This window comes from Sulfuracidifex tepidarius, from assembly GCF_008326425.1.
Taxonomy (GTDB): Archaea; Thermoproteota; Thermoprotei_A; order Sulfolobales; family Sulfolobaceae; genus Sulfuracidifex; species Sulfuracidifex tepidarius.
The window spans coordinates 2263190-2275363 of record NZ_AP018929.1; the positions used below are offsets into that span (position 1 = coordinate 2263190).

Annotated in this window: 10 protein-coding genes; 8 read left to right on the plus strand and 2 right to left on the minus strand. The window is 43.1% G+C overall.

The window, feature by feature from the left end:
• Positions 1 to 68: 68 nt before the first annotated feature.
• The 6 genes from IC007_RS11455 to IC007_RS11480 all read left to right on the plus strand — a co-directional run bounded on the left by IC007_RS11455 (position 69) and on the right by IC007_RS11480 (position 7947).
• Positions 69 to 1997: a xanthine dehydrogenase family protein molybdopterin-binding subunit gene (locus IC007_RS11455; RefSeq protein ID WP_149528800.1), complete on the plus strand. Its 1929-nt coding sequence runs from the start codon at positions 69 to 71 to the stop codon at positions 1995 to 1997.
• Positions 1998 to 1999: 2 nt separating this feature from the next.
• The gene (locus IC007_RS11460) at positions 2000 to 3298 is read left to right on the plus strand and encodes an amidohydrolase family protein (protein WP_232049059.1); all 1299 of its coding nucleotides are present in this window, start codon (positions 2000 to 2002) and stop codon (positions 3296 to 3298) included.
• A 416-nt stretch (positions 3299 to 3714) separates the two neighbouring features.
• Positions 3715 to 4911, plus strand: coding sequence for an amidohydrolase family protein (locus IC007_RS11465; protein WP_054846077.1), 1197 nt, complete (start codon positions 3715 to 3717; stop codon positions 4909 to 4911).
• A gap of 161 nt (positions 4912 to 5072) precedes the next feature.
• Positions 5073 to 5438 (plus strand): hypothetical protein, encoded by a 366-nt coding sequence (locus tag IC007_RS11470; RefSeq protein WP_156303776.1) that lies wholly within the window; start codon positions 5073 to 5075, stop codon positions 5436 to 5438.
• A gap of 181 nt (positions 5439 to 5619) precedes the next feature.
• A complete protein-coding gene (locus IC007_RS11475) occupies positions 5620 to 6732 on the plus strand; it encodes an FAD-binding oxidoreductase (protein WP_162302143.1) in 1113 nt (370 codons plus the stop codon).
• 12 nt (positions 6733 to 6744) lie between these two features.
• Positions 6745 to 7947 (plus strand): amidohydrolase family protein, encoded by a 1203-nt coding sequence (locus IC007_RS11480; RefSeq protein WP_054846073.1) that lies wholly within the window; start codon positions 6745 to 6747, stop codon positions 7945 to 7947.
• A gap of 365 nt (positions 7948 to 8312) precedes the next feature.
• On the opposite strand, the gene IC007_RS11485 is transcribed toward IC007_RS11480, so the two are convergent.
• Both IC007_RS11485 and IC007_RS11490 read right to left on the minus strand, forming a co-directional pair.
• Positions 8313 to 8717 (minus strand): STK_08120 family protein, encoded by a 405-nt coding sequence (locus IC007_RS11485; RefSeq protein WP_054846072.1) that lies wholly within the window; start codon positions 8715 to 8717, stop codon positions 8313 to 8315.
• A gap of 169 nt (positions 8718 to 8886) precedes the next feature.
• A complete protein-coding gene (locus IC007_RS11490; RefSeq protein ID WP_054846071.1) occupies positions 8887 to 9843 on the minus strand; it encodes a hypothetical protein in 957 nt (318 codons plus the stop codon).
• A gap of 794 nt (positions 9844 to 10637) precedes the next feature.
• On the opposite strand from IC007_RS11490, the gene IC007_RS11495 reads away from it, so the two are divergent.
• On the plus strand, positions 10638 to 11459 hold the full coding sequence (locus IC007_RS11495; protein ID WP_149528944.1) for an ABC transporter ATP-binding protein: 822 nt from the start codon (positions 10638 to 10640) through the stop codon (positions 11457 to 11459).
• Between the two features lie 19 nt (positions 11460 to 11478).
• Positions 11479 to 12159 (plus strand): ABC transporter permease, encoded by a 681-nt coding sequence (locus IC007_RS11500; protein ID WP_149528802.1) that lies wholly within the window; start codon positions 11479 to 11481, stop codon positions 12157 to 12159.
• Positions 12160 to 12174 lie beyond the last annotated feature (15 nt).

Here is a 12174-nt window from a genome sequence, read left to right on the forward strand (position 1 = left end):
AATAACTTATTAGCTTTTCTTGATCTTACATGAAACGTTTTTAAGATAGTTGCGATGTGTATTTTATAATGCGATGGAATTTAACCTACGTGGACGATATTTCGGGAGAATATAAGTTTGTTGGGTTCAAGCGTTCGACCTATAAACACGCCGAGTTCTCGGTCTCGGGGGATTGTTATACTGAAGAGATACTAGATAATTACAGAGTAAAATTTGTATTTGGGGAAGAGGAAATGAAGATACCAAAAGTCACGTTACTAGCTAAGAAGAAGGCTCTCTATGAGGGGCATCCTCTATGCATGGTGATTTCGGGGGATAGGTACTCGGTGGAAGACAGGCTGGAGGAAGTCGATGTGGACTACCGGGAGGTGAACGGGCCTCTCTTCCCTGAGATACCAGATAACGTGATCTACTCTAAATCTCACGGAAGGAAAGGGGAAGCGGAAACGTCCATGTCGCTACACCTGAGGGCAGGAAGGAGTTCCCCCGCGCCTATGGAGCCCAGAGTGATAGCTGTGAGGTTTACCGGGGACTCGATCTTGGTTCACGCCTCAACGCAAGCGCCTACTGTAGCTAGAATATTGATAGCTGAGATGTTAGACGTTCCAATGCACAGGGTGAAGGTAGATGTGCCCAACGTAGGTGGTGGTTTCGGGGCTAAGCAGGATCTGTCATATGAGGAACTCTCGGTCGTGGCACTCGCATACGAACTAGGAGAGAACCTCAAGTGGGTTGAAACTAGGTCGGAACACGTTCAGAACTCCCAAGCCAGGGACCAGGGGCATTTGGTCGAGGTAGGGTTCACCAAGGAAGGTAAATTGGAGTTCCTACACGACGACATAACTTACGATACTGGGGCATTCCCTTTAGCTTGGAGCGGAATCTCCCCGCTCTTCGTGACTCTGAGCACTATGACTTCAGCGTATTCCTTCGACTTCTCCTATAACGTTAAGGCAGTCCTGAGCAACAAACCTCCACAAGGAGCTTACAGGGGTTTCGGAAGGCCTGAGGCCGTGTTCGTGATGGAAAGAGTCATGGACGAGATCTCCAGAAGGACTGGGATTGACCAGATAGAGGTAAGGAGGAAGAACTTGAGGAATCTGGATGACGTAGGTGACGTGAAGTCTGTCCTCGAGGAGATAGAAAGGAAGTACAAGGAATTCAAGGAAATTTACGGTAAAGGCGTCGGCCTCGCGTTTTACGTGCAGTACGCTGGACCCAACTCCAAACTCATGATAGAGAAGGAAAAGTCCAGGATACCCGGATATGACTGCGTGAGGGCATATCTGGACCTAGACGGGTGGGTCGTAATAAAGATTTCAGCTACGAACCAAGGACAGGGAATGGACAGAGCTATCAAGAACTTAGTCTCAAAGGAGCTAGGATATGAAAAAGTCAGGGTGCTGTTGGGAGACAACGAGGTGAAGGGGTACGGAGTTTGGGCTAGTAGGACCATGCTCACGATGGGAAACGCTGCAGTCATAGCTGCAAGGCAACTCAAGGAAAAGGTCTCTACTCTTGGGGACTGGGAGGAAGTATCTAAGATGATGCTGACACAACCTTGGAAGGTGATGGACGTGTCGGCTGACGCTTGCTATGAAACTGAGGACTTCGTTGGTACTGTCTCGGGTCAAATAAGCGTCGTCAGGGGTGACTGCACAGGGGTCAAAGTTGAAAGACATTTCATAGTAGCTGACGTCGGAGTGTCAGGAGATGAGGAGATAGTCAAGGGACAACTCATGGGAGGTGCCCTTCAAGGGATAGGAGGGGTCCTCTATGAGAACGCCAACGACGGTGTCGAGTTCGCAGTACCTACATCCATGGAGGCGCCTACGTTCGAGGTGAAACTCTTCCATACCCCGTCCAGAACACCTACAGGGGTCAGAGGAGTCGGAGAGAACGGCCCAACAGGGGCTTACGCTTCGCTGTGTAACGCAATCAGGGACCTGGGGCTGGAGTGTAACTCTTTCCCATTCCCTAGAGGTGAAAGGAGTTGATAATGAAGAACGCTAGGCTTATCACGGAGGGAGGAATAGTTGATGCTGACGTCAAGATAGACGAAGGTAAGATAACGAAGATTTCCCCTGAGATCCCTTCAGTGGGAGATGACGTAACTGACTTGACCGGAATGTACTTGATGCCATCGGCCATAGACGGGCATACACACTTCGGATCCAGGTTCTTGGGAGCGAAAGATCCGATCCCCACGGCTGACGATTTCTCTTCAGGGAGTGAAGTATGCTTGGCAGGAGGGATAACTTCCATAGTGAACTTCTTCGAGTCGTCAGCGAACCCATTAGCCTCGCTCAAGGAGGAAATAAGCAAGGCCGAGGAGTCCATGGTAGACTTTTCCTTTCATTTCATCATAAAGAGAAAGGAGGAAATACCCTACCTGAAGGAGATCTTCAAGTTGGGAGTGAAGAGCGTGAAGGTGTTCATGGCATACGACTCGATCAGGCTTAAAGACTTTCATATCATGGAGGTAATGGAGGAAGTAAGGAAATTGGGGGGTGTAGTGGCTGTCCACGCCGAAAACGGTGACATGATAAATTTCCTCCAATCCAGGCAACAGGGAGACGAACCAATAAACCACGTCAGAACTAGGCCTACAGAGAGCGAAGAGGAAGCTGTAAATAGGTTCTCGTCAATGGCATTCGTCACGGGAGTCAAGGGATATGCTGTACACGTCTCGTCTCCTGCTTCACTCAACGTGATAAGGTATTGGAACAAGAGAGGGGCCAAGGTTTACGCTGAAACTTGTCCTCACTACTTGTTATTCAATGCTGACGCGTATAAGAGAAAAGACGGAAAGAGGTTCATAATGAGCCCTCCGCTGAGGAGCGAAGAGGAGAGAAAAGAAATGGTATTGAGGTTGAACGAGTTTTACACTGTAGGAAGCGACTATTCAGGTTTCCTGTCTAAATACAAGGATGAGCCTTCGTCATATAGGGACGTTCCGAACGGGGTGGCCTCCACTGAGTTCATGCTCGTCACTGTCGCATCACTCATGTTCCAAGGTTATCTTGATCCAGGGCTATTGGTCTCCCTGACCTCGGCTAACGCTATAAGGCTTTACGGTATATTGAACAAGGGGTTAGAGGAAGGGAAGGACGCAGACTTAGTCGTCTTGAAGAGAGAAGACTGGAAAGTGAAGGACTGGCACGGAAAGATGGACCACTCCATTTATGAGGGAGTTCAATTCAGTGCAAAAGTGGAGAGAACTTACCTTAGGGGAGAACTCGTCTATGAAGATGGAGATATTAAGGGAGGTAAGGGAAGGATGCTTCGACGAATTTGAGTTTCATCTCGATTTACCTATACTGTCATTTTCTCTTTTAATATTTAAAAACACATGAAGAAATAATGGAGAATTTGCTGAGCTTTTTAAGTATGTCTTTGTCTGTGTTTTAGTTTCCATGATGTCTATACCATTTAACGCTAAGCAGAAGACATATTCGTCTAATGATGGTATACATTACATTTTGTTAAAAACAATATTAAAAATAAGCTATTCTGTTGAATTTAAGTTAATATGATAAGTCTATTTTCTAGACTTATCTTCGCATTTTATTCAAATATTCTGATATATTCTGAGAAACAACTCGTGTCACCACACTAAAACATATTATCGTGTAGCGTAAAGGTGATAATTAGTTTTTATTTTTTAAAGGAAATCTCATAGGTCTTTAACATTTTTTAGGGATATCCTTTTATATGATTTCTACAAAGTGGCTAGTGGTTGAAATGGTTCTAGTAATAAAGGGACTAAGGGGGATAAAGGAGCTGAGGGTAGACGGAAGAGGAACCCTCAACGCCGAAGGAAGGATGGCTCTGCCGGCCTTCTACGATATGCACTTCCATCCCGAGAACGCGTTCACGTTGAGACGCACAGGGGAAAACACTTCGTCCACACTCCAGGAGGCTGTGGCTAAATGGAGCAAGTTAAGGGACTTGCTATCTGTAGAGGAAATTAAGGATAGAATGAAGAAGGCTCTTCTCCTGGAGTTATATCACGGAGTCACCCACGTTAGAATTCACGTCGACACTTGCTCCAAAGACCTGAAATCCGTGAAGGCTTCTGTGATACTTAAGGAGGAAATGAAAGACCTTATGGACATACAGACTGTCTCCTTTCCTGAACAGAGCGTGTTCAAGTGCAGCAACGACTTCACTTATGCGTCGCAGCTAACAGACATTGTAGGAGGAAAGCCGGACGCTGAGGACGACATAGAAACTTCCATAAAGCATCTAAGTTACGTAACTATGATAGCTAAGAAGTTGGGCAAGAACATGGACGTCCACATAGACCAGGACGCTAGGAGAACCAGGTTTGCAGAGTACCTGCTGTCCTTCGCCGACATGCACCTAGCGTTGTCTCACATGTCTTCCTTGCATTACGAGGACGACGACTACGTGAGGAAGATAACCCAGATGATCAGAAACAAAAGGGCTTCGGTCATAAGCTCTCCTCTAACGGGTGTGTATCTAGCGACTGAGAAGGGATATCCTAAAGGAAGGGGAATAACCAGGATAAGGGAATTGATGAAGGAAGAGATAAACGTCTGCCTAGGTAATGACGATACACAGAACGTATTCTATCCTTTCGGATCAGGTGATATATTGCTATCTCTTTTCATGGCAATTAACATGGAACAGTCATTCAACGCTGATGAATGGATACCATTAGTCACCTATAACTCGGAGAAGGAGTTCTCCACGACCTCAAACCCAGGGAAGGACTTCGTGATATTGGACGCGTCGTCAATGAGAGAACAGATGTCCACCTTGGCCCCCAGGTTCATGGTCATAAGGAACGGGAGGATAGTTGCTAAGACCAACAGAGAAGCAAGGTTACTAATAGATGGAACTAGCCTTGACCCAGTTATGCTGATGAGATCTCTAACAGGATAAGACGTTATGAGGAGTAGGAAAGAAGCATTATCAGGTTCATGTAAATTTATTTCTAATTTGTATAAGTATACACGCATATATTTGCTCTCTTATTATTAAACTCTCTTTGCTCTTTGTTTTAAGCTCCGAGACCTATTAATCATATGTCAATTTTAAAGTATTTGGCAATCTCAATAGACATCATCCTGTTGTTACAGTTCATGGACGGATGGTACGTAGACTTCTCAAACGACTTTCCTTCAGTTTTTTCCCTCGCTGGAGTCATAGGTTACACCGTTCTGGTTGTCCATTTCTTCATGGGACTACTTGCAGGTGCCATGGGAGTTATAGCTGTTATACTAGCTGTCAAGTTAGAACCGAAGGTCATAAAAACCTCAATAGCGTCCCTTGTTCTCCTATCCATTGCTGGAATAGGAGGAATTATGTTCATGATTACTAACTTTCAAAACAACGTCTATTCTGACGTGATGTTGCTGGGTTCAATTTTATCACTTTTCAGCTATTTCTATCTCTCCTTGGAAGCTTAACCAGAGTCTCAACATGAGTCATTTCACCATGTAATCATTCTTTCTTTATGAAAATTGGTCAATTAATTTCAATGCATGAAATAGTTTGTTGAAAGGAGTCCTTCTTCTTCTCCCTTAAAAATGAAAAGTTTTAATGAGAAATCCTGAAAAGAATATAATCTATTTTAAGTTAAGACATGGCATGAATAGGATAGTTGAATTACTAAAAGGCTTCGACGTTAAGGACGATTACGAGACCCTTCAGAAGTACTCTGCAGATTACGGAATTATGTCGAAATCCATTGAGAGCAAGAGAAAGCTACCTTCTGCGGTAATATTCCTGAGAAGAAGGGATGAGGTCGAACGTCTAATGGAGGTAGTAAGGGAATATCACGTTCCAATAGTTGAAAGAGGAAAGGGAACCAATACCCTGGGGGGAGCTATCCCACTAAAGGAGGACAGTGTAGTTGTCGACCTCTCCGGAATGAAAGGGTACTGCACAGAGGAAGACAGCATCACGTCCCTCCCTGGGACGGAGTTTGACGAAGTTGGTATAGAGAGATTTCCCGTCTTACCAACGTCGTTCTATATGGCTACTCTCGGAGGATTCGTATCAGGAGGATCCCTTGGGTTAGGGTCGCTCAAGAACGGAGCGATATGGGACAACGTGATGGAGGTTGAAGTCTATACTCCTTCAGGTAGAAAGGAGTTGCATGGGGATGAGGTAAAGGCAGTTGTACAGGCAGGAGGAACTAACGGAATAGTAACGAGAGTGAAGCTGAGATCCGTTAAGAGGGGAAAGATAAAGGTAAGGAGGACTCACTTTAGCTCTCTTGATAAGGCAGTGGATTACGCAGTAGATCAGGACGGCGCTGAGTTCGTGAGCATAAGGAACAAAAAGATGATGTCTGCGATGGGATATAGTTCAGGAGGCTGGACTGTCATAGTGGGTGAAGAGGAAGGGGGAGGCGACGACGTAGCCTTCAGAGACCTCATAACAAATTTCGCCGGAGCGTATTACACTGTTGTGAACAAGATGAAGGTATCTTACACCTCTTTGGACTTGCCCTTATATAGACTATACGAATTGGACGACGAATGCATGATAGACGCTGAACTGTCGAAGAGCCAGGGGATCATGTTCTCCCACACATATTTCCTAGACTGTACACCTAAACTGGAAGGTTTCAAGTTCGATCTCCACTCTGTCCTGATAAACGATAGGGCTGAAGAAAACAGACTGTCGAAGATGATAGAGTTCAAGAGAAGGTATGACCCAGAGGACTTGATGAACCCCGGCAAACTACTGTTCTGAAGGTTTGGCTTGATGATTCTGAACAACCTTAAGACGATTGAAGGAAAAGTAATCTCCATAGAGGTTGAAGGTTCGACTCAACACCTGACAAACGAGAAAGGAGATGATATGGAAGGCAGGCTAGTCCTTCCTGCATTCGTGGACTCCCACGCTCACATGGATAGCAATTTCCTGCTTGACGTATGCAAGGAGGTTGAAAGCGAGAAGTTCACTGAAGCGTTAAGAGCGTTGATAGAGTGCAAGGAGAACTTGTCCGAAAGTCAAATTTACGATCTAGCCAAGAAGTCCATCAAGGCCTACGCTGAACACGGCTCACTTTTCGTCAGGTCTCACGTCATGATAGATGGGGTGAAATGGAAGGAAAGGGCTAGATCACTACTAAAATTAAAAGAGGAGTACAAAGGGGTAATGAACCTTCAATTAATAGGTTTCATACAGAGTTACGATTATTTCGATGAGGAAATGGTAGACAGAGCAGCGAAAGTGATCGAGATGGGCTTCGACGGAATAGGAGGACAGCCTCATCTCCAACCGTCTGTAGATGACGGAAAAAGGATGATAAAGTCACTTTTCGACATCGGAACTGAGAAAGGAGTTCATCTAGACTTCCACGCGGATTACGCTGACGAACCTGACTCTAAGTTCAGTGAGGTAATTGTCTCGGAGTCCCTGAGGAGAAACTACAAAAAGGTAGCGTTGAGCCACCTCACAGCTCTCCACTCATATTACGACGACTATGCCAGGAGACTTATGAGATGGATGGCAGAGGCAGGTGTTTCAGTTGTGGTTTCTCCCATCACTGTTCTTGAGGAATCTGGAGCACATGAAAATTATCCTAAAAGGAGAGGGATAGCGAGAGTGAGGGACATGTTGTCCTTTAACGTCAACGTAGTGCTAGGACATGACGACATACAGAACCACCTCAATCCCCTAGGAGTGGGAAACCTCATGCACTCTGCTTTCACCTTGGCAATAGGGGAGTACATGTACTTCCCAAAATACGTTAAATCCATCTTTCAAATGATGACATATAACGGTGCTATACTTCAAGGCATTTCGAATTACGGAATCGGTGAGGGAAAGCGAGCGAGCTTCGTAGTTCTAGACTCTGGAGACCCCATGGAGGCATTGAGAGAGATATCTCCCGTTAAGATGGTAGTAAGCGAAGGTAAAGTGGTTTACGAAAATGAAAACGCAAGACGCTTGTATATCTAAGTGTATGAGTTTAATAGAAGTTATAACCTTTTCAAACTAACCACTTTGATGTTTTCGTCCCCCAATGAATTGAAGCTCGTATAACCTTACGAAATGAGGCTTCTCACTTTTTTGATAAGGCTATAAGTTAATGATATTCTTGATTTCATACTTTAAACCTGATATTGAAAACCTCTGATCAATTTACACATTGAGAGAAAATAAGGAAACTGGTGTCTTTTGTTTCCTTGGAGAGAGTGGAAAAAGCTCGAGATTAGTGCCATAGCTTTCCATAAAGCGAAAGAATAATCTTGAACTTCATATAACTAATTCATCAAGAATGAGGTTCTCTATTCTGACTATAATATCCGATTTTCTTTAAATCCTTATATCTTCCTCCTGATTCTCTCAAGTCTTAAGATCTCGTTTATTTCCTTTTTTAATTTACTGACCTTCCTATTCATAGAGATAGCCAGAATAGGATCAGTCCAAATACTTGAAGTTCCTTTGATGTCTATCCTCTTGTCTTCTGGTTTAATCATCATTTTACCTACACCTTTTGGACGTATTAAATTCACTATGAGGGTTATGGTATCTCCGTTATTTACATATCTTGTACTCATCTTGACGTTTCCTAAGGTTCCAGGTAAAGTAACAGAGTAAAGATTTTCAGATTCCTTTTTAATCTCTTTAACTGGAAGAAATGTTTTAATAGTAAATTCGGGGTCAGAGAGTAAGGCCAATACTACGTCCTTCGAGTAATCGGTTTCGATAGTATAATTGACGTCCATTTAATCACCTCTTGAACTCTGTACCTTTAGTTACTTCTTACTTTCTAGTAAAATTATCGCATGCCCTCTTCAACGTTTCTTTAATCAGATTATCTTCTATTTACTCGTCTTTTCGTAGAGTTAGAAGATCATCTAGCTGTAAATAAAGAGCCTAAAATGAGGGATAGGACTATACCATCATAGTCCTAAGCAAGGTAGGTGTAAAGTCCTCATAATAAACAGCGTCAGGGTAGCCCTCTTTTATCATCCTTTCCTTTAACTCTGTAAATTCTCTCCTGTTATTGTAATAGCATATGAAGCTTAGAAAGTTTGTGTAGTAATCAGTGTACGTTAGATATCTTTCCCCCAGAACTCTCTTCATCTCCCTGATCTTTTCCCGTCTGTTATTTCCCTTCACCTTACTCTGATCTATGGAGACGATGAAAAGTGTAGAACCTTCTATGTTACTAGACTGAAAGAAGGGCTCCAGAAGAAAGGCTTTAGACCTAGTGAAGGCATCTAGGATTCTCCTTATTTTCCTGTAAGTTTCTGACGTATATTTGAGGAACACTTTCCTTGACATGTCCTTGATTGAAACAAACGGATCATGAATTAGCTCTCTCAATAGCATCCTCTCCACGGACCCAGGGATCTTCAATGCTTCTATTACATGCTTGTCCTCTTCTTGTAATTCAACCTCTACCCCGAATTGTTCCATAGGTTCCATGAAAGTCACATCCAAATAGCTGCCCTTTATTTTTTTCAAATAGTTGTCCAGCTCTCCGTCGTCACGGTAAACTATCCCCATGCTTCCTACGTTTACGTCAAGGGGGTCTTTCCTTAAAATCGTGAACTCGTCCAAGTAGCTGGGAGGAGCTTCAGTTATGTCATTCATCATTCTCGTCATGATGACGTGTGGAGTTCGAAAGATGACTTTAGCCTTCTTAAGACCTATGTAGTTATAGTTTGGAATCAAATAGATATTGAAACCTATCCTCTTCAAATCGTCCAGACTTCTCTTCACTATGAAGAACGAAGTCTTCAGCTCTCTGGCGATTCGAAGGGCTGTGGGGAGCTGAAAGTACTTGTCCTCGTCAGTAGGAAACTTCAACGCTCTTATCACGTCTCTTGTGATGCAATCGATCATGGATGATTATCTATCTATTTATAGAAAGATTAATATAGATTTCGTCTATTCCATAATCTTTTAAAGGGAGTTCGTTCTACGAAACTGATGTGTAGTCTTTCCCCTCTTTCTAATCCTCTCTTTTTATAGAATATTAAAGACATAACGTTTGTAGAGAAACCAGATGTTCTCATTCTGATGCAAGATGTCTGAAAATATTATATATTTAAATATAAATTGATCAAGTAATTTCGTATTGTACTTAATATATTTGGTCCATCTATGATTTTTATGTAATTAGAGTTCACTGCCTCATAAGCAAAAACATTCATAATAATCCTATCTAAATAGAAGTTGTTTTTATAATTTTTGATCTATGTTTAAAATAGCTAGATCGTCCCAAGCTCATTAATGGTTTGGCTAATTTCTCTATCAAAAGAAATTTAGCGAGGCAAACTCATTGACTTAAATGCTTGTTATCACTGACTTCCTCCCCGCCCTAAAGGGCGAGGCTTTCAGTCTTTTGTAAGTCTGTATATAACTAAAGTGAACATGGAATCATAAACTGTTTTAAATACATGAAATGATTAGCTAAGGACAGCCTCCACATCTCATTTTACATCAATTGGGGTTTAAGAGGCGAAAACCCCGCTCCTTGGCCGGGAAGTCAGATTTAGATATCATATTTCATGATTACTCAAGGGAGTTAACCGGTTTTTAGAGAACAAATTTATTTCAGAAAGAACTCTCTTATGTAGTTTCAATGATTACAGACAGCTAAACTAATATTTCAGATGCTGTATAAATTTGATGTAATGCTACTTAACGTGAATCACTTATGGAAGAAGTACAAGAACTTCGTTGCTAACGAAGATGTGACCCTCCATGTAGATGAGGGAGAGATAGTAGCTCTCCTTGGACCGAACGGTGCGGGAAAGACCACGTTGGTGAAGCAAGTATACGGTGAGCTCTACCCTACTAAGGGGGAGATTGAGGTACTCGGTGGTAAGCCTTGGGAAGGAAAGATCAAGAGAAAAATGGGCGTCATACCCCAGGAATGTGTGCCGTACGGCGATCTCACAGTAGAGGACAATCTATACTACATAGCTAGAATCAAGGGATTGGACAGGAACACAGCTCAGAGGAACGTCCAAGATATCATGGAAAAGCTGGATCTCTCGAAAAGGAAGAAAGTTATGACAAGGGACCTCTCAGGAGGACTAAAGAGAAGACTACTGATAGGAATGGCACTGGTCAATTCTCCTTCCCTCATCATTCTAGATGAACCTACCACTGGTCTGGATCCTGAGGCTAGAAGGGACGTATGGAACTTGCTGCTTTCATTGAAGGAACAAGGTAAGGGAATGTTGCTCACTACGCATTACTTGGATGAGGCAGAACGTTTAGCAGATAGAATATATTTTCTAAATAGAAAAGTGATATCTGAGGGAACTCCTTCCCAGATAAAGGAGAAGTTCTCAGCTTATTACGAGGTAATAGACTACTCCACGGGAAAGACTTATTACGTTAAGGAGGACGAAATAAAGGATTTCGTGGCCAAGCTAAACGGCAGATTTGAGGTTAGGCTTCCTTCTCTGGAGGAGATATACTTGAAGGTGATCAACAACGATTCGTGAGTTCTTTAACCTCTTGATAATGGGGTTCAAGACCATTAAGGCTTACCTGCCCAGCTTTCTGTTCTTCTCAATATTCTTCCCCATAGGGCTCCTAACTCTGTTCGGCTCAATATCGTCCGGGGACTATTCACCCTTCGTGATCTCCGGGACGTTAACCTTCTACATCTCTCTTGGGACTATCACTAGTGTAGCTCAAACTTTAGCTAGCGAAAGACAAAGCGGAAGAATTTCCCTCATGATAGCGTCTGGTATACCGAGGGAACTATACATAGTGAGCATAATGCTCACCAACGGTCTTTCAACTCTTTTAGTTGTTCCGATCATAGTGTTCATAGGTGAGGTATTTCTTCACGTCTACGTAGAGTCTATTCCCTCTTTAGTACTGACTTTAGCCCTCTCAGCTTTCATGGGATCAATGTTGGGTACTGACCTTGGCTTCGCTTTCAAGAACGTGTATGCTGTGAACCAATATTCCTCCATAATTACGTTCGTTCTCTCCTTCTTCGCACCTGTCTATTATCCTCCTTCTGCTGTCTCGTTGCCTTTCAGGTACCTAACTTACTTAGAACCAACAACTTACGTATCTCAAGCTATCTTTTCGTCCTACTCGGGGGAATTAATAACTTCGCTTGAGTGGTGTGCAGGAATCATAGTATACTCTATTATATTCATGATCATAAGTAGGATAATACTCAGATAGAGTCGTGAAATGATA